The sequence below is a fragment of the Shewanella cyperi genome, from assembly GCF_017354985.1.
In the GTDB taxonomy this organism is placed as follows: domain Bacteria; phylum Pseudomonadota; class Gammaproteobacteria; order Enterobacterales; family Shewanellaceae; genus Shewanella; species Shewanella cyperi.
This window is the reverse complement of sequence record NZ_CP071501.1, coordinates 963240-984523: the sequence shown is the minus strand read 5'-3', so window position 1 is coordinate 984523 and position 21284 is coordinate 963240. Positions and strand designations below refer to the sequence as shown.

21 protein-coding genes and 1 other annotated feature are annotated in these 21284 nt (G+C 54.9%); of the genes, 5 read left to right on the top strand and 16 right to left on the bottom strand.

Translation table 11 applies throughout. The features are described from left to right. Nucleotides 1–5 precede the first annotated feature (5 nt). The 6 genes from JYB84_RS04150 to thrA all read right to left on the bottom strand — a co-directional run bounded on the left by JYB84_RS04150 (nucleotide 6) and on the right by thrA (nucleotide 8644). On the bottom strand, nucleotides 6–545 hold the full coding sequence (locus JYB84_RS04150; RefSeq protein ID WP_207322186.1) for a hemerythrin domain-containing protein: 540 nt from the start codon (nucleotides 543–545) through the stop codon (nucleotides 6–8). Between the two features lie 124 nt (nucleotides 546–669). After that, entirely contained in the window at nucleotides 670–1761 is a 1092-nt protein-coding gene (locus JYB84_RS04145; protein WP_207322185.1) for a response regulator transcription factor, read from the bottom strand. Next, nucleotides 1749–3794: a hybrid sensor histidine kinase/response regulator gene (locus JYB84_RS04140; protein ID WP_207322184.1), complete on the bottom strand. Its 2046-nt coding sequence runs from the start codon at nucleotides 3792–3794 to the stop codon at nucleotides 1749–1751. Before JYB84_RS04140 ends, JYB84_RS04145 begins: the two co-directional genes overlap by 13 nt. Before the next feature lie 136 nt (nucleotides 3795–3930). Next, nucleotides 3931–5214 (bottom strand): threonine synthase, encoded by a 1284-nt coding sequence (thrC, locus tag JYB84_RS04135; RefSeq protein WP_207322183.1) that lies wholly within the window; start codon nucleotides 5212–5214, stop codon nucleotides 3931–3933. Between the two features lie 29 nt (nucleotides 5215–5243). Then, a complete protein-coding gene (gene thrB / locus JYB84_RS04130; protein WP_207322182.1) occupies nucleotides 5244–6182 on the bottom strand; it encodes a homoserine kinase in 939 nt (312 codons plus the stop codon). Then, complete coding sequence (gene thrA, locus JYB84_RS04125) at nucleotides 6179–8644, bottom strand: bifunctional aspartate kinase/homoserine dehydrogenase I (RefSeq protein ID WP_207322181.1); 2466 nt, start codon at nucleotides 8642–8644, stop codon at nucleotides 6179–6181. The genes thrB and thrA overlap by 4 nt, the downstream gene beginning before the upstream one ends. A 551-nt stretch (nucleotides 8645–9195) precedes the next feature. Here thrA and slyD point away from each other — a divergent pair. Both slyD and JYB84_RS04115 read left to right on the top strand, forming a co-directional pair. Beyond that, a complete protein-coding gene (gene slyD / locus JYB84_RS04120; protein WP_207322180.1) occupies nucleotides 9196–9780 on the top strand; it encodes a peptidylprolyl isomerase in 585 nt (194 codons plus the stop codon). 143 nt (nucleotides 9781–9923) lie between these two features. Beyond that, entirely contained in the window at nucleotides 9924–10283 is a 360-nt protein-coding gene (locus JYB84_RS04115; protein WP_207322179.1) for a hypothetical protein, read from the top strand. Nucleotides 10284–10287: 4 nt separating this feature from the next. Here the strand turns inward: JYB84_RS04115 and JYB84_RS04110 are convergent, their stop codons facing one another. Then, a complete protein-coding gene (locus JYB84_RS04110; protein ID WP_207322178.1) occupies nucleotides 10288–10584 on the bottom strand; it encodes a Trp family transcriptional regulator in 297 nt (98 codons plus the stop codon). Nucleotides 10585–10769: 185 nt separating this feature from the next. Between JYB84_RS04110 and JYB84_RS04105 the strand changes: the two genes are divergently transcribed. Beyond that, nucleotides 10770–11219: a c-type cytochrome gene (locus JYB84_RS04105; RefSeq protein WP_207322177.1), complete on the top strand. Its 450-nt coding sequence runs from the start codon at nucleotides 10770–10772 to the stop codon at nucleotides 11217–11219. Nucleotides 11220–11262: 43 nt separating this feature from the next. Here JYB84_RS04105 and JYB84_RS04100 read toward each other — a convergent pair whose 3' ends face one another. Beyond that, nucleotides 11263–11934, bottom strand: coding sequence for a cytochrome b/b6 domain-containing protein (locus JYB84_RS04100; protein ID WP_207322176.1), 672 nt, complete (start codon nucleotides 11932–11934; stop codon nucleotides 11263–11265). A 276-nt stretch (nucleotides 11935–12210) separates the two neighbouring features. Here JYB84_RS04100 and hpf point away from each other — a divergent pair, with 276 nt between their 5' ends. Both hpf and JYB84_RS04090 read left to right on the top strand, forming a co-directional pair. Then, complete coding sequence (gene hpf / locus JYB84_RS04095; protein WP_207322175.1) at nucleotides 12211–12552, top strand: ribosome hibernation-promoting factor, HPF/YfiA family; 342 nt, start codon at nucleotides 12211–12213, stop codon at nucleotides 12550–12552. A 101-nt stretch (nucleotides 12553–12653) separates the two neighbouring features. Further along, nucleotides 12654–12777 (top strand) — a sequence feature (Phe leader region). 39 nt (nucleotides 12778–12816) lie between these two features. Beyond that, nucleotides 12817–14769, top strand: coding sequence for a chorismate mutase (locus tag JYB84_RS04090; protein WP_207322174.1), 1953 nt, complete (start codon nucleotides 12817–12819; stop codon nucleotides 14767–14769). 124 nt (nucleotides 14770–14893) lie between these two features. Here the strand turns inward: JYB84_RS04090 and JYB84_RS04085 are convergent, their stop codons facing one another. The 8 genes from JYB84_RS04085 to ffh all read right to left on the bottom strand — a co-directional run bounded on the left by JYB84_RS04085 (nucleotide 14894) and on the right by ffh (nucleotide 21282). Beyond that, nucleotides 14894–15226 carry a hypothetical protein gene (locus tag JYB84_RS04085; RefSeq protein ID WP_207322173.1) on the bottom strand — a complete coding sequence of 111 codons (333 nt, stop codon included), beginning with the start codon at nucleotides 15224–15226 and terminating at the stop codon, nucleotides 14894–14896. A gap of 91 nt (nucleotides 15227–15317) precedes the next feature. After that, nucleotides 15318–16457 carry a bifunctional chorismate mutase/prephenate dehydrogenase gene (gene tyrA, locus JYB84_RS04080; protein ID WP_207323090.1) on the bottom strand — a complete coding sequence of 380 codons (1140 nt, stop codon included), beginning with the start codon at nucleotides 16455–16457 and terminating at the stop codon, nucleotides 15318–15320. Between the two features lie 13 nt (nucleotides 16458–16470). Then, nucleotides 16471–17562 carry a 3-deoxy-7-phosphoheptulonate synthase gene (locus JYB84_RS04075; RefSeq protein ID WP_207322172.1) on the bottom strand — a complete coding sequence of 364 codons (1092 nt, stop codon included), beginning with the start codon at nucleotides 17560–17562 and terminating at the stop codon, nucleotides 16471–16473. A gap of 229 nt (nucleotides 17563–17791) precedes the next feature. Next, complete coding sequence (rplS, locus tag JYB84_RS04070) at nucleotides 17792–18145, bottom strand: 50S ribosomal protein L19 (protein WP_207322171.1); 354 nt, start codon at nucleotides 18143–18145, stop codon at nucleotides 17792–17794. A 27-nt stretch (nucleotides 18146–18172) separates the two neighbouring features. Then, nucleotides 18173–18925 (bottom strand): tRNA (guanosine(37)-N1)-methyltransferase TrmD, encoded by a 753-nt coding sequence (gene trmD / locus JYB84_RS04065; RefSeq protein ID WP_207322170.1) that lies wholly within the window; start codon nucleotides 18923–18925, stop codon nucleotides 18173–18175. 15 nt (nucleotides 18926–18940) lie between these two features. Next, nucleotides 18941–19471 (bottom strand): ribosome maturation factor RimM, encoded by a 531-nt coding sequence (rimM, locus tag JYB84_RS04060; RefSeq protein ID WP_207322169.1) that lies wholly within the window; start codon nucleotides 19469–19471, stop codon nucleotides 18941–18943. A gap of 20 nt (nucleotides 19472–19491) precedes the next feature. Beyond that, nucleotides 19492–19743 carry a 30S ribosomal protein S16 gene (rpsP, locus tag JYB84_RS04055; RefSeq protein ID WP_207322168.1) on the bottom strand — a complete coding sequence of 84 codons (252 nt, stop codon included), beginning with the start codon at nucleotides 19741–19743 and terminating at the stop codon, nucleotides 19492–19494. A gap of 165 nt (nucleotides 19744–19908) precedes the next feature. Continuing rightward, a complete protein-coding gene (gene ffh, locus JYB84_RS04050; protein WP_207322167.1) occupies nucleotides 19909–21282 on the bottom strand; it encodes a signal recognition particle protein in 1374 nt (457 codons plus the stop codon). Between the last annotated feature and the right edge of the window lie 2 nt (nucleotides 21283–21284).

Below are 21284 nucleotides of genomic sequence, written 5' to 3'. Positions count from 1 at the left end.
GGCTGCTATTCAGCGACAGCCAAATAATTTCTCAGTTCATCAAATAGTTGATTGTCGTTATCACTGAATAACGGGTCATCTATCAGTTTCTGCAGACACAGCTCATTGATAGTAGCCCAGTCCTTGTCACTCAAGGCAAAGGTTAGCTGCGGAAAAATCTCCCGCTCTTCGAACAGCATGTGATGTTCCTGCATCTGAACGTAGTTTTTCAGCTCGGAAATCAGCTTATCCTTGGCTACCACCACATCATTGAGAATTAAATTCAGTGTCGCCATCAGGGTGCCAGAGGCTTCCACCAGACGGGCATGCTCCTCACTCAAGCGGTTGATGCGCTTTTGCTCCGGATTGGCCTTGAGATAATAGTCATAAATAATCTCTTCCAGAGGATGATGACTGTGCTCGGCGTAACCCTGCATGTACTCGATAACGTCACGTACCAGATTGAAGTTGACGTATTCCCCCTCTTCCAGTTTGAGTACCTTGCTCTTCAATATCTTCAGAAGTATGGCAATGTGTTTATGGTCCCGCATCAATCGGTTAAGCATAGGCATCTCCTGCGCCGGCATAAGCTTATAAACTAAATACTAGTCAATAGTGGTCACTTTACCCACTATAGCCAAGCTTGATCCGGAGAGGGCGTGACCGGGATCAAGCTTTGTTTTTAAAATGTTACGAACTCGATTTCAGCATATCCAAAATAGATGACAGTGAATCTTTCACGGCAATGAATGCCTGGGATGCTGTTTTGGCCTGTTGCAGGTTACGCTCAACCAAGGCAGCAAAAAATCGTTCCTGCTCTTCGGTCATGTCGAGTACATGAAAGCTGGCCCGAATGTCATTGGTGATATTGACCATGGCGCGGCCAAAAGCCTCATCGCTCTGGCGGATGGAATCACCAAGACCCTCCAGCAGCGCGCCGATATCGGCCACCAGGCTTGCCAAAGCATTCTGGCGTTGTATATCCAGCACCCTGGCCTCCAGGCCCTCGACGACGACGGCTATGATGTCCCGCACACGCCCATACAAGACTTCATCCTGTAGTGGCATGTTTTTGATAAGAAAAGACACATGCCTGTCGTTGCACACAGTCCTGGCGCCAAAGTCATAGAGCCTGCCCTGTCTGTCGAGCAACTCAAAGATGTTGGCCTCTATGGGGCTGATGGGCGTATGCTCAGGCACAAAATAATGGGTATCCTTGACCCGGATCTCCAGGCAGGTATTCAGATTGAGTTGCTCCATCAGCTCAAAAAAGGCATCGGCCAGGGTTTGAAAATCCCGGCACAGAAAGCATTGGCGGAAAAATTGCAGCACGGCGCCATATTGGGCCGACTCGCCCATGGATTGAAAGGCCATATTGCGCGACATGGATTCGGCCTGCTCCAGCGAGCGCTTTTTCGCCTGATAGTGACCAACCGCGTGGGTCTTTGCCAATAGCTCCTTGAGCTCAAATGGTTTGGCAATAAAGTCCACGGCACCGGCCTCATAGGCCTTAAGCCGCTCTTCCAGGGTATTCATGCCAGATACAAAAATGACCGCAGTATCCAGCTCCGATTCCTGCAATTCCCTGCACAGGGAAATACCACTGGAATCCGGCAGATTGATATCCATCAGCACTATATCCGGCCGTTCCCGGGTAATAAGATCCCGGTAACTCCTGGCGTCGACAAAGGCCCTGACATCAAAGCCATCCTCAAGTACTTCTTGCATCAGATGGCAGTAGTCCTCGTCATCATCCACTATCCACACCTTTAACTGTTCCATGCCTGCCTCGCATCCTTGTTGACAAACGCTATACCCACTTCCGCCAGCGCCAGGGCAAACCCATTGAGCTCAAAGGGTTTATGCAACACCTTGTAGGGCATTTCCTCATGGTGATTCACCCCTATGTCACCGATAAATCCGGAGATCAGCAACACGCTCAGGGGCTTTTTCGCATCCAGTTCACTGGCCAGCTCATAACCGTTGATACCCCCCGGCATCAACACGTCGGTGATCAATAGATCCGCATCGATATCACCCTGACGGGATAACGCCAGCACCTCATGGGGATCGCTGTATGCCGCCACCTCGATCCCCAGAAGTTCACAGTAGTCCGTCAGCACCCGAAGCAACTCGACCTCATCATCCACCAGCAGCGCCCTGACCTTGCCCTTCACCTGGCACAGGTCGGCCTCCGCCATCACATCTGTCTGTGGTTGCGTTTTGGCACTGACGGCAGGAAACCACAGCCTGAACTCCGTGCCGTCGGAGCCCGTGTGCAACACATTCAAATAGCCATGGGAGCGCTTGGCAAAACCATAGGTCATGGCCAAACCCAGACCTGTCCCCTTACTTTTGTCCTTGGTGGTGAAAAAGGGGTCAAAAATTTTATCCAGCAGTCGCAAAGGAATGCCGCAACCTGAATCCAGCACAGAGATCCATACATAACGGCCCGACTCCACCGGCACTTTCGAGCCAAGCCCGGGTAAAAAACCGCAGAGTTCAGACTCCCCGGTGCCTATGGTCAATACCCCGTTGTCATTCATGGCATCCTTGGCATTGAGCACCAGATTGAGCAGCGCATCCTCAAGATCCCCCGTATCGACCCGGATATCAGGCAAATTTGGTGTCAACTTGACCTGCAGGCGGATCTTGGCCGTAAGCGACTTGGCAAACAGTTCCTGCAGATCCGATATCACCTGGTTGACCTGGCAATTGCAGGCATTGAACTGCTCCTCACGGGAAAACTGCAGCAGTCTGCGGGTCAGCTCGGTGCCACGCTGGCAGGCCTTCAGTGCGGTATTGAGGTAATTGTCCAGCTTGGGCTCCACATTTTTTAACTGGACCAGCTCCAGATTACCCTTGAGCACTCCGAGAATGTTGTTGAAGTCATGGGCTATGCCCCCCACCAGCTGGCCAATGGCCTGCATTTTCTGGGTTCGGGCCATGGTCTGCTCCAACTGACGCTGTTCGGTACGATCGCGCCCAAGCAAGGCAAACAAGCTGGCATCACTGCTTTGCTCCAGCGCGACCAGATGCAGCTGCACCAAAGCGCGCTCGCCATCGGCGCGGTAGCAGTAAAGTTCGAAATCCAAATCCCGCTGCAGCTCCAGGGCTTGCTGCAGATCTTCGGCCTCGGGATTATCCGGCCCGGGTGGGAACAGCAAACTGACCGGCTGGCCAATCAACTGACTGCGGGGGAACAGGGAAACACAGGTTGCCGCGGCATTGGCATAGATAATTTCGCTGCTGCCTTTGGCAGTTCGGCTCACCACCAGGATCAGATCGTCGCTGTTGCTGACGATGGAGCGGAATAATTCCTTGTCAAAGGCACTGGGGATCTGCTGGCCAATTTTCTCCCGCCAGTCGGCCGCTTGCAGGGTGAACACCCCCATGAGTATTTCCGCAATCAAATCACCAAAGCCGAGCAGGAATGAAAACCACTCCTCGCTGGGAGTGTGAAAGAACACCAGGGTGTTGCTTTGTTTGACCGGCCATACCACAAACTTGTGCCAACAATGCACCAGTTGTTCCTGGCCGGCAAAGGGCCAATTGCGGACATCCTTCCAGAGCGTCAGATAACGCACGGGATCCCGGCACCAACAGGACGCGGCAGCAGGCATATCTTCGCTGAACATGGCATCGGCATTGATCATCAGCACAGCTTCGGATTCGCTTTGCTCCGCCAACAAGCGGCACAGGGGCAGGAGTACGTCTTCCCCGCGGATAAATTTGGCCTGCAGCTTGCCCAGTTCGGCAAGCAATTGAGGGGGGAAATCCAAACTGAGATTCACGGCGGCGGTGCCAGAGTCCATTCCAATTATCCATGGCAGATTCCATGGCTAAAGCTTAGTCAAGCTTGCCGGCTTTGCTAAAGGACTTACGAATCAAATGCCAATTTTTCATGGCGTTGGACAGGCCGACCTGAATGGCCGGCCTGTTGCGGGGCGCTTACATCAACCGTTCAAGCAGGTGGGCTTTAAGCAGTGCAAAGTCGGCGGGCAGTTCCGCTGACAATACAGGTTTGGCCGCGACCGCCGCCAGGGCTTCGGGCAACGGCAGGTTCAATCCCAATTCCCGGTCAACCACATCCTTGAACTTGGCAGGATGCGCCGTGGCCAGGAAGATCCCCCGTTCATCGTCCGCCAAGGTTTGGGACAAAGCCGCCGCCGCAATAGCCGCATGGGGCTCGGATACATAACCGTCCCGCTCCAGAGCTTTGAGCGAGGCGCGGGTGGCGTCCTCATCCAGGGCCAGGCCGGTCAACTCATTCAAATCCCAGCCCTGATGGGCAAAGATGGCTTCAACCCTGGGCCAGTTGCTGGGCTCGGACACATCCATCGCATTGGACATGGTGGCGACCGTGTTGTTGGGGGCCCATTGACGCCCTTCAAGGTAGCGCGGCACTGTGTCATTACTGTTGGTGGCCGCCACAAACCGCTTCACCGGCAGCCCCATGGCTTTGGCAAACAGCCCGGCGGTGAGATTACCGAAGTTGCCGCTGGGAACCGCAATTACGGGCGCATCCTGATGCAGCTTGCGATATTGGGCCACCGCTTCGAAGTAGTAGCATATCTGTGCCAGCAAGCGGCTGATATTGATGGAGTTGGCCGAATTGAGGTGCAGACCGTCACGCACTTGCGGGTCATCAAAGGCTTGCTTTACCAACGCCTGACAGGCATCAAAATCCGAGTTGATGGCCAGGGTATGAATATTGCGCCCCAGGGTAGTAAACATCTTTTCCTGCAGCAGGCTGATCTTGCCCTTGGGATAGAGCACCACCACCTGCACGCCGTCGAGCCCATAAAAGGCATCGGCGACGGCCGCACCTGTATCCCCCGAGGTTGCTGTCAGAATAGTCAGCTTTGCCTTTCCCGACAGTCGGCTCAGGCACTGGGCCATAAAGCGGGCACCAAAATCCTTGAACGCCAGGGTCGGACCGTGGAACAACTCCAGACTGTATCTCTGGTCATCTACCCTGTGCAGCGGCAATGGGAAGTCAAAGGCCGCTTCCACCAGCTCATTCACCAGAGCCTGTCCCAGCTCGGGTGCCAGCCAGGCCCCCAACACCTTTTGGCTGCGCTCAACAAAAGGCAGGGCCAGCAAAGCTTCCACATCCTCCAGCACGGGGATCTTACTTGGGAAAAACAGCCCCCGGTCACGCCCCAGTCCCAGGCTCAGGGCCTGGGTAAAGCTCACCCGCTCGGATGGGTGCTTTAAATTGAATAATTCCATGAAGTTACCTTTTTAAAATACCAATACTCTTATTCAACGACCCGAGTGCCCAGGCTATCCAGACGGCACACATGCACAAATCCGCCGGGCTCCAGCAAATAGTGTTGCTCCAACCAGGTTTTGGCCCGCTCTGCGGTCTCAAGGTCAGCGGCCACGGAAAAGAGGGTGGGACCGCTGCCGGAGATGCCGGTGGTCAACATGCCAAGGGTCGCCAAGCCGTCACGGGCCTTGAGGTAACCCGGAATCGCCGAGGCTCGGTATGGTTCTGCCAACACATCCTTTAGCACCGCCAGTGCCAAGGTCTCATCCTGGCGGTAACAGGCATGAACGAAAGCGCTCAGATGACGACCAAAATCAATGCAGACCTTGCGGTCGTATACATCCGGCATCAGGGCCCGCATCCGGGCAGTGGACAGGGATATCCCTGGATAGGCCACCACCCAGTACCAATTATCAAAGCATGGAATGGTTTCGCAGATCCGCCCGGGCAGATCCAGCATCAGCTGCATTCCCCCAAGAAAACAGGGAGCCACATTGTCATAGTGCACGGCACCGCTGATCCTGCCCTCAAATTCTCCCATCAATGCCAACAGGCCCTGGGGATCGTATGGTCTGCCGAAGTACTCATTGAGGGCATAGAGGGCCGCAACCACTGAGCTGGCACTGGAACCCAGACCGCTGCCTACCGGCAGGTTTTTTTCCAGCACCAGGCTCAAACCTGAATCAGACTGGCCCTGGGCTTCAAGGAAGAACTGTGCACACTGGTACACTATGTTGTCCGCTTGCGCCTCCGGCAGACGGCTGGCCCAGGGGCCCGCCAATGTCAGTGACAGGCCGGACGGCGCCGCGGCAACCGTCACCCGGTCCCCCAGAAGACTGCCATCCACGGGAGCCAGAGCCGCCCCCAGCAAGTCGAACCCCACCCCCACATTCCCCATGGATGCCGGGGCATATACTGTCACACTCATAGGCTCACCTCACGGGTCCAGTTAAGGGTGCGCAGCAGATCGGCGAACACCCCGGCAGCGGTCACTTCAGTACCCGCACCATAACCCCGCAAAACGAAGGGGATGGGTTGATAGTAGCGGCTGTAGAAGGCCAGCGCATTCTCACCGCCCTTAACGCTGTACAGAGGGTCATCCGCCGCCACGGCCTTGATGGCGACTCGGCAGCCCTGCTCATCAATTTCACCCACATAACGCAGCACCTTGCCTTCGGCCTTGGCCGCACTCACCATGGCGGCAATATCCTGGTCGGCCTTGGGCAGATTCGCCATAAACTCGGCCACATCGCCGCCGGCATCAAATCCCTCCGGCAGCACAGATTCCACCCTGATATCGTCCAGTTCCAGCGTCAATCCCACCTCGCGGGCCAGGATCAACACCTTGCGGGCGACATCCATGCCGCTGAGATCGTCCCTGGGATCGGGTTCGGTGAAACACTTCTCTCTGGCGATGGCCGTAGCCGCCGACAGGCTCATGCCCTCGTCCAGCTTGCCGAAGATAAACGACAGGGAACCAGAAAGAATCCCGTTGAATTTGTGTAACTTATCGCCGGCACACAGCAACTTTTTCAGGTTATCTATCACGGGTAACCCGGCGCCCACATTGGTCTCGTACAGGAACTGGCGTCGCTGCTTCAGGGCAGTGCTGCGCAGGCTGCGGTAGAAATCCTGCTCGCGGGTATTGGCTTTCTTGTTGGGCGTCACCACGTGCAGTCCAGCTTCCATCACCGCCGGATATTGCCCGGCCACGTCACTGCTGGAGGTGCAGTCCACCAGCACGGGATTGAGCAACTGCTGCTCATTGGCCCAGCGCACCAGGGCCGGCAAATCGCTGTCAAGCTCACTGGCCTCAAGCTTTGCCTGCCAGTTTTCAAGATCTATTCCCCTGGCATCCAGCAGCATCTTTCGTGAGTTGGCTATGCCGCAAACCCGGATACTGATGTGTTGCTCCCTGAGCACCTGCCCCTGGGCGCGGATCTGGGCCAGCAAGCCGGCGCCCACATTGCCACAACCCACCAAAAATACGTCCAGATACTGCTGCACATCAAAGAAGCTCTGGTGACAGGCACCGATGGCGTGCCGGGTGCGGGATTCTTCCACCACGGCGGAAATCGACCTTTCCGAGGAGCCTTGGGCTATGGCCACTATGTTGACCCCAGCCTGGGCCAGGGCCACAAAGAACTTGGCGGCAACCCCTTTGTGGGTGCGCATGCCATCACCTATCAATGACACTATGGCTAGGCCGTGACGCTGCTCAAGGGGCTCCAATAATTCGCTTTTAAGCTCAAGTTCAAACTCCTGTTTCAGGGCGCCTTCAACCTTGGCCGCATCGGCTGTGGCAACACAGAAACTAATGGAGTACTCACATGAACTCTGGGTGATAAGCGACACTGACACACCGGCGCGAGCGATGGCTCCCAGGGTGCGGCTGGCCATGCCCACCATTCCCTTCATTCCCGGTCCAGACACATCAAACATGGTCTGCCTATCCAGGTTGGAAATGGCCTTGACCTGCAACCCGGTTTCATCGGGTTGGCTTGATACCAGGGTGCCGGGCGCGGCCGGATTAAAGCTGTTTTTGATGTAACAGGGAATATGGAACTGGGCTATGGGCGCTATGGTCTTGGGATGCAACACCTTGGCACCGAAATAGGACAACTCCATCGCTTCCTGGTAGCTGAGCTGAGTCAGGAGCTTGGCGTCGGCCACCACTCGGGGATCGGTATTGTAGACACCATCGACATCGGTCCAGATCTCACAACTGCTGGCATCAAGGCAAGCCGCGAGCACAGCAGCCGAGTAGTCTGAACCATTGCGCCCCAGGGTCACGGTGCGCCCCTCGCTGTTGGCCGCGGTAAAACCGGGCATGACCCAAACCCGCTTGGAAGAGAGCGGCAAACTTTGGCAGCGCTGCTTGCTCTCGGCGATATCCACCACAGATTCAAGGGCGCCGCCATGGGCCAGGAACAACTGCCGCGGATCCAACTCACCGCTCGGCAATCCCTTGGCCGCCATCACGTCCAGCATCAGCAGTGCCGACAGACGCTCACCGGCAACCACAACCTCGGCCCTTACTGTGTCCGGGCACTCTCCCAGCAGTGAGGCGCCATGCAACCTGGCCTCCCACGCCTTGACCTGATCGGCCAGGGTCAGCAGCAAAGCCTGCTGGCTCTCATGTGACAAAAGTGCTCCTGCTTCGGTAAACAGGCTGACAAAGCAACCCCGCACGCGCTCCAGTACGCTGGCGTAATCCTGTCTGGCCACAGCCACATCGACCATCTCCAGCAGGCCATTGGTCACAGTGGCCGGAGCCGACAACACGGCCGCCACGGGACCATCCTTGGCCGCCGCTGCAATAATATCGGCCGCCATGGAAAAACGTGGCCAGTTGGCCAGTGAGGTTCCGCCAAATTTCATGACTTTCATTACATTCTCCCAATCGCCGCGCCCAAGAAACAAAAAGCCCGCTTCTTTGGGGAAGCGGGCTTGTTGATTTCAAATTTGTTCAGGGTGTATCAGCCCGCCCCCATGGTGGTAATGGTGGTGGTAATAATGGTGGTGAGCACAAAAACATGCCTTGCCATTGCTGATGACTCCTTGAGTGAACTGGACACAGAATTGCTTGTTTTGCGCTCGCTTGTCAAGCCGCGTTTAAACAAATAATTCACAAAGCGGCAGCAAAAACGAGGAATCATCAATAAAACTGGGATAAAAATGAATTTCCACAGGCAGTTTTGGGTAAAAAAGAACAAAATCTCAGTTGACGTAAACGTAAGAAAAAGTACCAAAGACACGCAAGCAATTGATTTTAATATACTGATTCAATTTCGGCTCAGTTGAATAAATTTCAGCATGCCGCGCCGCATTTTATGCAGCCATGGGCAAAGCCTGCGTTAGTTAACAAAGCCTGATGTAAATCATCGCCACTGGGGTAAAACTTGAGTATCATTTGCGCCACTTTGAGATGCGGAGGCGTTATGAAGATCACCCAACACACAGCGGTTACCATCCACTACCGCTTGAATGACCAGCAAGGCCAATTGCTGGAAAGCTCCTTTGAAGGCGAACCCATGGTATATCTCCATGGCGCCGAAAACCTGATCCCCGGTTTGGAAGCCGCTTTGGAAGGCAAGCAAGCCGGTGACAATCTGGAAGTGACCATTGAGTGTGAGCAAGCCTACGGTCCTTACCATGAGAGCCTGCGCCAGGAAGTGCCATTGGCCGCTTTCGGTGACATTGAAGACATAGTGCCCGGTATGCGTTTTATCGCCGAGACCGAAATGGGCCAGCGCCCGGTACAGGTTACCGAGGTAATGGACAACAGTGTCATAGTTGACGGCAACCATCCTTTGGCCGGCCAATCACTGAACTTCAGTGTACAGGTGGTCGAGGTGCGAGCCGCCACCGAAGAAGAAGTGGCCCATGGTCATATCCATGCCCACGGTGGCTGCGGTGGACACCACCATCATGAACACGGCGACGAAGGTTGCTGTGGTGGTCATGAACACAAGGAAGAAACCAAGCCCGGTTGTGACGGCAACGGCGGTTGCGGCTGCCGCTGATAAATTCAGGCGGGATCACAAAAGGCTGAACAGAATTTGTTCGGCCTTTTGTTTATCTGTTACTCTTTGGTGAGATAACCAATCGAAAAAGGGGAACAGCTACAGTGACAATCAGGTTCCCCCCACGGCAAAGGAATGCTTGAATGAATCGTTTTCTCTACGAATTACTGCCCTATCTCTATATGAGCCTTGGCGCCATTGTGATGCTGACCTTTCCAGCATTAATAGCACAACTGGCCGCCGGACTGCTGCTTCTCGCCGGCGCCCTGGTTTACGCCTTGCGCTCGGACCACAGGCGTACCGATCCTACAAGGCGGCGTAAACCGGGATTTTGGCCCTTTTGGGTGTATGAGTTGCTGCCCTTTGCCTGGCTGGCGGCCGCACTGCAACTGTTTCAGCAGGATCAGAACAAAACCCAATTGATGCTGGCGTTAATCATGACAACCTGGGGTCTATACCTGCTGGCACGGCGCTCTTTGCATAGGCATCACAAACGCGCCTGAGCATTCAGCGGATATCTCCCGGGTCTGAGACGATAAGACTCGCGATTCTGCTGCGCTCGGCGTCGCTCATGTGTTTGAGATAATTGGAACAACGGGTGATGGTGGCGATACTTATCTGGTACTCAGCGGCGATTTGACGCTGGCTCAGCCCACCTCCCAACAACAGCTGAAATACCTTTAATCTGCCGGCGATAGCGCTGCGCTCCTCTTCGGTCAACAGCAACTGGAACAAATCCAACAGTTGTTGTTTGTCCGGGTGCGCCAGGATCTTTTCCAAAACCAGTTCCCAAGAAGCCCGCATGGCAACCCCATTCCTTAAGTGCAATCAATATCGGGCAGTGTAGCAAGGCCTCATGGGACTGACAATCGGCGTCATCCGCGTTCGTTTATACATAAACGCTTGCAAATTAAGCGGTTCCGATTGTCATGGGAGTATGCCAGAATACCCCCGCATTGCTGCAACCACAGGAAACGTGAGATATAACAATGAAGAAAATCATAATGACACTGGCCGGCGCCAGCCTGCTCAGCGGCATGGCGATGGCACACAACTTTGACGACGAAAAGGAAGCCATCGGATACCGCCAGTCAGCTTTTTCCCTGATCGCCTATAACTTCGGTGACATGGGCGCCATGCTCAAAGGCAAAAAGCCCTTTGACGCAGAGGTATTCGCCATGCGCGCCGAGCACGTCGCCGCCCTGTCCAAGTTACCGATAGAGGGTTTCATTCCCGGCTCGGACAAAGGCCACACAGACGCCCTGGCCAAAATCTGGCAGGATAAGGCCGACTTTGATGCCAAGATGACCCAGTTCCAGGAAAATGCAGCCGCCCTCGCCAATGTGGCCAAGGCCGATAACCAGGACGACATCAAGCAGGCTTTCATGAAAACCGGCAAGAGCTGTAAAGGCTGCCACGACGCCTACAAGAAAGACTGATTGTGATATCAAAAAAACAAAGCCCGCAATGCGGGCTTTTTTATTACATGCTCTGCAACACCGGCCAAATAAGAAAATTGCCAATCAAATAGCCCAACACAGTCACTATTAACAGCGCACGTCTCAGCGGTGCAAAGCGTACAGCGACGTTCTCACCAATATGGGGCTTTTTACCGGTGAACATGGCTCCCAGCAAACGGTCACCGTTGAGCAAGTGCCAGATCACAGCCAACACGTGCACAGTCGCCAGCAGCAACAGCAGGTTAAAGTTGAATTTATGCAACCAGGTCAGCGCCGACGCCACGTCCGAACTGACATAGGACACCAGCGGTCCCTCGGTAAAAATTTCATCGGTGGCAAACAGACCGGTTCCCAGTTGCAACAACAGTAGAGACAACAGTGTCACCACCATATACGCGCCCAGGGGATTATGACCGACATGGGCCTTAACGCCCTCACGACGCACGCTGCGGGCGTAGGCCAACACCTTGAGCGGATGATGCACAAACCGCGCAAATCTGGCCGTATCGCTGCCCACCAGTCCCCAAAGGATCCGAAACAGCAGCAGTACCATCAGGGTAAAGCCAAATACCTGGTGCCAGGCCATCTCGCCGGCCTCGGCACTCCACCAAAGCAGGCCAAGCAGAATCACCATGGACCAATGAAACAGCCGAACCGGCAGATCCCAAACCTTGATGTGTGATTGAGTATGCATTAGGACATCCAGACAAAATACCAAGCCCGGATTTTAATCAACTGAGGGGGCAATGAGAAGGTAAAATCGCGATAACCTGCCGAGGTTATCCGTTCAAATATGAACCTCAACCGGGACCATGACAAGCCTTTTCAGGCCGTTTTTCGCGTTTCGGATTCAAGCGTTCAAATATACAGCGAACGATTATGTGACTGCCGTGAAACGTGATTTTACTCACGACTTTCCTCACTGTGCTTGGTAGTCTGAAGTCACGGAAGCAAAAGAAGGTGAGACAATATGATTAAGATCACAAGCAAACAACTGGAAGTCACTGCTCCTATCCTTGCACGTATTGAAAGCCGTTTTGAAAAGCTCACAAGGCACGATGTATCCCTGATCAATCCCCATGTCATCATCAGTCAGGAAAAGACCTTTTTCAAAATAGAAGCCTCGGTCGGTATCCCCAGCGGTGAATTGTTCGCCCAGGCCAAACACGAAAACCTCTACGCCGCCATTACCGCCATGGGTCAAAAGCTGGAGAAACAGCTCAATCGCCTCACCCATAAAGCCGAAGGTCAACGCTTTGAAGGCGTGGAAGAAGCCGAGGAAGAGTTCGAATACGAACTGAACGTGGCATAAGCCCCAACAGCACATAGCGCACCCCAGGGTGCGCTTTTGTTTAGCGCAAGTTGCAAAAGATTTGATTGACACTGCCGCGCCCTGAACTTAGTTTTAGAGACCATGAACAGACTATTCGCCGTTTTTACTTTCTTTTTTATTCACTTCCCCTCTGGAGGCGGTATTTCTGTGTAAAAAAGAAAGTGAAAATACCAAAGCCTCCACCACCCGGGAGGCTTTTTTGTTTATAACACAGGTGAAATTGCAGTACAGATAGAGGTCAGCATGGATAAACCCCAACCCCTGAGTCAAACCCGGGAACAGATCACTACCATAGACAATGACATACTGTCGCTGCTCGCCAAGCGTCGGGATCTCAGCCTGGAAGTCGCCCGCAGCAAGGAAGTCGACGTCAGGCCGGTGCGCGATACCCAAAGGGAAAAAGAACTGCTGGCCCGCCTGGTACAAAAGGGCCGGGAACAAGGGCTCGACCCCCACTTCGTGGTGCAACTTTATCAAAGCATTATCGAGGATTCGGTACTCAACCAGCAGGCCTACCTCCATGGCCGTGCCAATCCCGAAACCCAGAAGCAACAATACTGTGTCGCGTATCTGGGGGCCCGGGGATCCTATTCGTTCCTGGCCGCAAATCGCTATTGCCAGCGCCGTCAGGTGGAAATGATTGACCTGGGTTGCCAGAACTTTGATGAAATAGTGCAAGCCGTGGAGTCCGGCCATGCCGATTACGGTTTTCTGCCCATCGAAAATACTTCCTCCGGCTCAATCAACGAAGTCTATGACGTACTGCAACACACCAGCCTGGCGATTGTAGGGGAAACCACCATAGAGGTCGGTCATTGCCTGCTGGGCAAAGCTGAGGCTCAAAGCGGCAAAATCCATACTATCTATGCCCACCCACAGCCCATCAGCCAATGCAGTCGCTATTTGGCAAGGCATCCGGGTATTCGCCTGGAATACTGTGCCTCCAGCGCCGAGGCCATGGAGAAGGTGCAGTTGAGTGATGACCCTGGTGTTGCCGCCATCGGCAGCGCTGAGGGTGGCGCCCTGTATCAACTGGAAGCCCTGGAACAGGGACTGGCCAACCAGAAGGTGAACCAGAGCCGCTTTATCGTGGTCTCCCGCAAGGCGGTGGACGTGCCCGAGCAATTACCGGCCAAATGTACCCTAATCATGGCCACAGGCCAGAAGCCGGGTGCCCTGGTGGAGGCTTTGTTGGTACTCAAGGCCAACAATCTCAATATGAGCAAACTGGAATCCCGGCCCATTCCGGGCACGCCCTGGGAAGAGATGTTCTACCTTGATATAGATGCCAATCTTAACAGCGCACCGATGCAAACCGCGTTGAAGGAATTGGAACGGATCACCCGCTTTGTCAAAGTACTGGGCTGTTATCCCAGCGAATCCGTCAAGCCGACCCAGCTGAGCAATCATCAGCTGCTGATCGAGCCCGATACCCTCAAGCATCAACAGCAGCATGCCGAAGGAACCACAGAGCCCAAGCGCCACAGCCGTGCATTCAAGCAACTGGCCAGCCCGCTGCAGGTCAAACACCTGTGTCTCGATGGCAGTCAAAGAACCGCACTGGTGCAGTTTGCCCTGCCCCAGACCACCACGGGGTTGGATAATCTGGCCAAGGAACTTAAGTCCTCGGGTGTTCAGGGGATCATTTTTGATGGCGCCGGGCGTCACACAGACACAGCGACCCGCCTGGCAGCTGCTGCAAGGGTGCTGGACCAGTTTCAGCTTGTTACCATCGTTGCCATAGAGCAGGAGGCGCAACTGAGCCAGTTGGCTCCCTTTGCCGACATTCTGCTGCTGCGCGGCAATCAGATGTTCAATCAGGACTTGCTGGAGCAGGCCGGCAGGCTCAATACTCCGTTGATATTGGAGCGCAACTCCATGGCCAGCCTGGAGGAATGGCTGGCCAGTGCCGATGTGATCCTCGGAGCAGGCAACCAGCAATTGTTGCTGTGCGATGCCGGCGTCAGCGCCTTCCATCATCAGGCGGGCGGTACACTCGATTTGGCGTCCCTGGTGGAACTCAAGGAAGTCAGCCACCTGCCTGTGCTTGTCAATCCCAGCTACGCCGTGGCACCCGAGGCGCTGAGCCGCCAGGTCCACGCTATAGTCAAGCTCGGAGCCGATGGCCTGGTGCTGGATTTGGACACCCTGCCCCAGGCGCTGGTGCGCCAGGTGGCGGCCCAGATACACAATTGATGCTGAAAAGTCTCAGATACACAAAGGGGCCTGCGGGCCCCTTTGCATTGTTCAATTACATCACGGTGTTATTACATCACGGTGTTATTACATCACGACGCTATTACTTCACGGCGCTATTACTTCATGGTGCTATGCCATCGATAAGGCTGACCCAGCCCTTGACGATGCGCATCACAAACCACATCAGGGTTAAGGACATCAGTGCCAGGGCGCTGGCGTCATGGGGCAGGTTGTAGCTCAGTGGCAACAACAGCGCCAATCCCAGCATGGAATGACGCTGCCAACGCAAGTGGCTGCGCCCCAATGGACCGCTGCAGCCCTTGGTCAGGGACAGGTTCAATACCAGGCCCAATAACAGCGGCAACAACAGGGGAAATGCACTCATCAGCCCATAGTTGAGGTGCAACAGGCTGCGATCTTCGGCACTTGTCTGCATCAGACTCAGTTGGGTCATGTTCATCTCCCGTGATATAGCGGACTCGAAGGCCCTTAATTTAACCTTACTGAGGAGTCGACAAATTCGCAACCGACCGCAGTAAATTCTCTCAGCCCGTCTTCATGTCATTGACCGACTGCAACATGGCGCGGCTTTCACGCTGGAACTGGGCCGCATAGTCGCCAAACCAGCGGGCTACTTCATTGAATCTGCTGATAAAGCCCTGTCTATCTCCCGCCTGCAGCAATGCCAGGGCCTCGCGGTAATTGTCGAGATAGTCGGCAATGACCTCCAGGCTGCCTTGCTGGGCAAAAATAATATCCGCATACAACTGTGGGTCCTGGGCAAACAAGCGCCCAACCATGGCCAGCTCCAGCCGGTAAATGGGCGAGCTGAACTCCAGCAGGCTATCTATGTCGGCTTGCTCCCGGCACAAATTCAGGCCGTAAACAAAGGACGAGAAGTGACGCATGGCCTGCACCAGTTGCATCGCCTTGTCGTGGCGGACCGCTTCGGCTTCAACCAAACGTGCCCCCCAAATCCCAATTTGTTCCAGCAACCACTGGTATTGGGTTTGACCGCGACCATGGCACACCACCACCACCTGCTTGGCGAGACTGCCAACATCCGGGCCAAACATGGGGTGCAGCCCCACCACCGGACCGTTATGAGTCTCCAGCATAGCGTTCAGTGGTGCCTCCTTGATGGAGGTAAGATCCGCCAGAATGCAATCCTGTGGCAGATTTCCCAAGCGGCTGCGGATAAGCTCACAGGTGCTACCTATGGGCACTGTCACCAGCACCAGACCGGCGCCGGCAAACAGGCTGTCTGCCACCTGCCAGTCATCCTTGTCGAGGATTTGCACCCTATAACCGGAAAGGCTGAACATCTGGGCAAACAGACGACCCAATTGCCCCTTGCCGCCTATGATGACTATCTGGCCCAAATCCGGTTTTATCTGCTTAAAACCCACATCCTTTTCACTCAGGTAGGACTCGCGCATCAAGCGCCTGAGCACATCTTCAATCAGCTGTGGATTGACGCCCATGGCCTGGGCTTCTTCACGGCGTTTGCCAAGCATGGCCGCCTCTCTGGCCGGGGCATAGATGGGCAGTCCGGCGGCGTGCTTCACCGCGCCCACCTGGGCCACCAAATCCAGGCGCTTGCGCAGCAAATGCAGCAACTGGTTATCAACGCCATCAATCAGGCCGCGCAGTTTTTCCAGCTCGGCCGTGGTCTTTTCCGTCATATCAAATATCCTGTCAGCCATTGGCGGCCTTCAGCATAACAGAACGGCTTTGACGCGCCGAGGCCAGTTGGGCCGCTCCTTCACGCAGCAATACCTCGGTACTGGACCAATCGATACAGGCATCGGTCACAGATACCCCGTATTGCAGTTGTGCCAGTGGCTTATCGCTGGCCTGGTTACCGGCATTGAGATGACTCTCCAGCATTACGCCTATGATGGTGTCGCTGCCTTCGGCAATCTGCGCAAAAACATCACGGCACACAGGCAGCTGGCGCTCATGGTTTTTCGACGAGTTGCCGTGACTGCAATCGATCACCAGTCTGGGCGTCAGCCCCGCCTGGCGGATTTGCTGTTCACAGTCGGCAACGCTGTCCGCATCATAGTTGGGGGCGCTGCCACCACGCAGGATCACATGCCCATCGGGGTTGCCGTTGGTCTGCAGCAGCGACACCTGCCCTTCCTGGTTGATGCCCATAAAACGGTGGCCGCTGGCGGCGGATTTCATGGCATTGATGGCCACGTCGAGCTTGCCGTCGGTGCCATTCTTGAACCCCACCGGCATGGACAAACCTGAGGCCATTTCCCTGTGGGTCTGGGATTCCGTGGTGCGGGCCCCTATGGCCGACCAGGTGACCAGCTCGGAAATGTACTGGGGACTGATGGGGTCGAGCGCTTCGGTCGCCACAGGCAGCTCAAGCTCGGCGAGGAAAATCATCAGCTCGCGGGCCAGTCGCAGCCCCTTTTCCACATCAAAGGAGCCGTCCATGTCGGGATCGTTGATCATCCCCTTCCAGCCAACCGTGGTGCGTGGCTTTTCGAAGTAGACCCGCATCAGGATAAAGAATTCATCTTTGAGCTCATCATGCAGCCGCTTGAGTTTCAGCGCGTATTCCTTGGCAGCAGCGATATCGTGGATGGAGCAGGGACCGGTTACCACCAGGGTGCGCTTATCGCGGCGGTGCACTATGTCGGCCACCGTACGCCGGGCCCTGAGAATATATTGCTGGGCATGGGCAGACAGGGGCAGCTCGGCCTTAAGTTCTTTGGGCGTCAGCAGCACCTTCTCTGCGCTGATGTGCACGTTGTTTATCGTATCCTGCTGCATGGCCTTTCCCCTTGAATACTGAATCTGGCATTTCATATTGGATGACACAATTGCAATGCTGTAACGCTACACCATTACATCGAATGCACAGTGTGCCCTGCTGCTACGCCGTAAGCAAGGCTTAAAGCTGAAATTTTCTCAGTTTGAACAAAATGACCAAAAACAAAAACCCGCCTCGGGAGGCGGGTTAATGTGCGAACACTTGCGTCTTTGTCTAACCGGTACCGAATTACTTGGTAGCCAGTTTCTCACGGATACGTGCAGACTTACCTGAACGATCACGCAGATAGTACAGCTTGGCGCGACGAACGCGGCCACGACGCTTAACTTCGATGCTGGCAATCATAGGGCTGTGAGTTTGGAACGCACGCTCAACGCCTTCGCCATTAGAGATTTTACGTACGGTGAAGGCAGAGTGCAGACCGCGGTTACGCTTAGCAATAACCACACCTTCGAACGCCTGCAGACGCTCTTTGTCACCTTCTTTAACGCGTACCTGAACGACTACGGTATCACCGGCACCGAACTCAGGAACGTCTTTTTTCATTTGCTCATCGTTGAGCATCTTGATGATGTTGTTCATATAAACTCCATACTAGTATTAACTGAGCTACGACTTCTGTGGATGTTCCATCTCGTCAACAAACTGCGCCAGGAGGCGGGTTTGCTCGTCAGTCAGAGCTAGATTTTCAAATAATTCCGGTCGTCTTAACAAAGTTCTTCCGAGACTTTGTTTCAGACGCCAGCGTCTAATTTCTTCGTGATTGCCGCTCAGCAGCACTGCCGGTACATCCAGACCATCCAACTGTTCGGGCCGGGTGTAATGGGGACAATCAAGCAGACCATCGGAGAAGGAATCCTGCTCCGCCGAGGCTTGTTTACCCAGCACGCCGGGCACCAGTCTCGAGACTGCGTCGATAAGGGTCATCGCCGGCAATTCACCGCCCGAAAGCACGTAATCGCCCACCGACCATTCCTCATCCACTTCCGTCTGTATGATGCGTTCATCGATACCTTCGTAACGACCACACACCAATATCAGCTTCCGCGATTCTGCCAGCTCAGCCGCACCTTGCTGTGTCAGCTTGCGCCCCTGAGGCGACAGATATATCACTTTAGCGCCCTCACCGGCCGCCGCTTTGGCTGCCTGGATAGCGTCTTTCAGTGGTTGCACCATCATCAACATTCCCGGGCCGCCGCCGTAAGGTCGGTCATCCACGGTATTGTGTCTGTCATGGGTGAAATCACGGGGATTCCACGTTTGCAACTCCAGCAGGCCGTTCTTTACGGCCCGACCCGTTACTCCAAAGTCACTGACGGCACGGAACATCTCGGGAAACAGGGTGATTACCCCTAACCACATGTGTTGTACCTCGACTTAAAAGTCCGGATCCCAATCCACTACTATCTGTTTTTCCGGCACATTCACCTCGAGGATGAATTGGCCGGGGACAAAGGGGATCATACGTTCCACTTTGCCGAAGCTATCTTTGGCGTTGGCTTTCACCAGCAGTACGTCGTTGGATCCTGTTTCCACGATCTGTTCAACCTTGCCCATGTGATAACCCTTGGTGTTAATCACCTCGCAGTCCATGAGATCGCGCCAATAGAACTCGTCTTCGGGCAACTCAGGCATCTGCTCAGGCAGGATGGCAATCTCACAGTTAGTGAGCATTTGCGCCTGCTCCCGTGTCTCAACCCCTTCCAGTGCGGCAATCACCGCCTGGCCGTGGAAGCGCCACTGGCTGACTTTCACTTCACGCCACTTTCCCTGTTCTTGGATAAGCCAGGGCGAGTAGTCAAAAATATCTTCAACAGAATTGGTATAGGAGGTGATCTTCATCCAACCTTTGATGCCGTAGGTAGAGCCAATTTTGCCCACCACTATCGGCTGTTGGTTACTGCTCATCAATCTATACCTTTACGCCATTAAGCAGCAGCTTTACGGGCGTCTTTGATCAGCTTAGCAACACGCTCAGTGGTCGCTGCACCGTTGGCCACCCAGTGGTCAACACGGTCCAGGTCCAGACGCAGAGTTTCTTCCTGACCTTTGGCCAGTGGGTTGAAGAAACCAACGCGCTCGATGAAACGACCGTCGCGGGCGTTGCGGCTGTCAGCAACAACGATGTTGTAGAATGGACGCTTTTTCGCGCCACCACGAGCTAAACGAATGGTAACCATGCGTTTTTTATCCTCTAATGATTTGCCAGAAGCAAAAATAAAAACTGGAACCCCGTGTTCGCAAGAGAGTCCCAGAAAGAAAGCCGGACGATTTTACCTGACTTTCGGGCGAATGCAACCGCTACTGGCGATTTTTACGGCGGCATTCGCGCTGTATTTCGGGGCTTAACGCCCCGGGAATTTCATGCCTCCCGGCATCATGCCACCCATGGCGCGCATCATCTTTTGCATACCGCCCTTGGCCGACATTTTCTTCATCATTTTCTGCATCTGGGTGAACTGCTTCAGCAGGCGGTTCACATCCTGAATTTGGGTGCCTGAACCGGCGGCAATACGACGCTTGCGCGAACCCTTGATGATGTCTGGGTTCTTGCGTTCCCCCGGGGTCATGGAGTTTATGATAGCCTCCATTTGGCGGGTCATCTTGCCATCCTGCACCTGGGCCAGGGCCTCGGGTGGCAACTGGCCAACGCCGGGCAGCTTTTCCAGCATGCCCATCATGCCGCCCATGTTCTTCATCTGCTGCAACTGCTCGCGGAAATCTTCCAGGTCGAAATTGCCGCCGGACTTCACCTTGGACGCCAGCTTCATGGCCTTTTCTTTATCGACGCCGCGCTCAACCTGTTCAATCAAGGAGAGCACGTCGCCCATGCCGAGGATGCGTGATGCCACCCGGTCCGGATGGAAAGGCTCAAGGGCATCGGTTTTCTCACCGACACCGAGGAACTTGATGGGCTTGCCTGTGATATGGCGGATGGACAGGGCCGCACCGCCACGGGCGTCACCGTCGACCTTGGTCAGTACCACACCGGTCAGCGGCAGGGCTTCGTTGAAGGCCTTGGCGGTATTGGCGGCGTCCTGACCCGTCATGGCATCGACCACGAACAGGGTTTCTATGGGCTTGACCGCGGCGTGCAGGGCCTTGATCTCGTCCATCATGGCATCATCGACGTGCAGGCGACCTGCGGTATCGAGGATCACCACATCGATAAACTTGAGCTTGGCGTGGGCTATGGCCGCGCTGGCAATGTCTATGGGCTTTTGGCTCACATCGGAGGGGAAGAATTCCACTTCCACTTCCTTGGCCAGGGTTTCCAGCTGCTTGATCGCCGCCGGACGGTAAACGTCGGCGCTGACCACCAGCACGGATTTCTTCTGGCGGGTGCGCAGGAATTTCGCCAGCTTGGCGACGCTGGTGGTTTTACCCGCGCCCTGCAAACCGGCCATCATCAGCACCGCCGGCGGCTGGGCGGCCAGGTTCAGGGCCTCGTTGGCCTCGCCCATGGCTTTTTCCAGCTCGCTTTGGACTATCTTGACGAACACCTGGCCCGGCGTCAGGCTCTTGGTCACCTCCTGACCTACGGCGCGTTCCTTGACCGCATTGACGAATTCACGCACCACGGGCAAGGCAACATCCGCCTCCAGCAGTGCCATGCGCACTTCCCGCAGGGTGTCTTTAATGTTGTCTTCCGTTAAGCGACCACGGCCACTGATATTTTTCAGCGTGCGTGACAATCTGTCGGTGAGGTTCTCAAACATCG

Excerpts from the sequence above, each read along its gene's own strand:
- JYB84_RS04150 (WP_207322186.1), bottom strand. The coding sequence starts at position 545 with ATGCTTAACCGATTGATGCGGGACCATAAACACATTGCCATACTTCTG.
- JYB84_RS04145 (WP_207322185.1), bottom strand. The coding sequence starts at position 1,761 with ATGGAACAGTTAAAGGTGTGGATAGTGGATGATGACGAGGACTACTGC.
- JYB84_RS04140 (WP_207322184.1), bottom strand. The coding sequence starts at position 3,794 with ATGGACTCTGGCACCGCCGCCGTGAATCTCAGTTTGGATTTCCCCCCT.
- thrC (WP_207322183.1), bottom strand. The coding sequence starts at position 5,214 with ATGGAATTATTCAATTTAAAGCACCCATCCGAGCGGGTGAGCTTTACC.
- thrB (WP_207322182.1), bottom strand. The coding sequence starts at position 6,182 with ATGAGTGTGACAGTATATGCCCCGGCATCCATGGGGAATGTGGGGGTG.
- thrA (WP_207322181.1), bottom strand. The coding sequence starts at position 8,644 with ATGAAAGTCATGAAATTTGGCGGAACCTCACTGGCCAACTGGCCACGT.
- slyD (WP_207322180.1), top strand. The coding sequence starts at position 9,196 with ATGAAGATCACCCAACACACAGCGGTTACCATCCACTACCGCTTGAAT.
- JYB84_RS04115 (WP_207322179.1), top strand. The coding sequence starts at position 9,924 with ATGAATCGTTTTCTCTACGAATTACTGCCCTATCTCTATATGAGCCTT.
- JYB84_RS04110 (WP_207322178.1), bottom strand. The coding sequence starts at position 10,584 with ATGCGGGCTTCTTGGGAACTGGTTTTGGAAAAGATCCTGGCGCACCCG.
- JYB84_RS04105 (WP_207322177.1), top strand. The coding sequence starts at position 10,770 with ATGAAGAAAATCATAATGACACTGGCCGGCGCCAGCCTGCTCAGCGGC.
- JYB84_RS04100 (WP_207322176.1), bottom strand. The coding sequence starts at position 11,934 with ATGCATACTCAATCACACATCAAGGTTTGGGATCTGCCGGTTCGGCTG.
- hpf (WP_207322175.1), top strand. The coding sequence starts at position 12,211 with ATGATTAAGATCACAAGCAAACAACTGGAAGTCACTGCTCCTATCCTT.
- JYB84_RS04090 (WP_207322174.1), top strand. The coding sequence starts at position 12,817 with ATGGATAAACCCCAACCCCTGAGTCAAACCCGGGAACAGATCACTACC.
- JYB84_RS04085 (WP_207322173.1), bottom strand. The coding sequence starts at position 15,226 with ATGACCCAACTGAGTCTGATGCAGACAAGTGCCGAAGATCGCAGCCTG.
- tyrA (WP_207323090.1), bottom strand. The coding sequence starts at position 16,457 with ATGACGGAAAAGACCACGGCCGAGCTGGAAAAACTGCGCGGCCTGATT.
- JYB84_RS04075 (WP_207322172.1), bottom strand. The coding sequence starts at position 17,562 with ATGCAGCAGGATACGATAAACAACGTGCACATCAGCGCAGAGAAGGTG.
- rplS (WP_207322171.1), bottom strand. The coding sequence starts at position 18,145 with ATGAACAACATCATCAAGATGCTCAACGATGAGCAAATGAAAAAAGAC.
- trmD (WP_207322170.1), bottom strand. The coding sequence starts at position 18,925 with ATGTGGTTAGGGGTAATCACCCTGTTTCCCGAGATGTTCCGTGCCGTC.
- rimM (WP_207322169.1), bottom strand. The coding sequence starts at position 19,471 with ATGAGCAGTAACCAACAGCCGATAGTGGTGGGCAAAATTGGCTCTACC.
- rpsP (WP_207322168.1), bottom strand. The coding sequence starts at position 19,743 with ATGGTTACCATTCGTTTAGCTCGTGGTGGCGCGAAAAAGCGTCCATTC.
- ffh (WP_207322167.1), bottom strand. The coding sequence starts at position 21,282 with ATGTTTGAGAACCTCACCGACAGATTGTCACGCACGCTGAAAAATATC.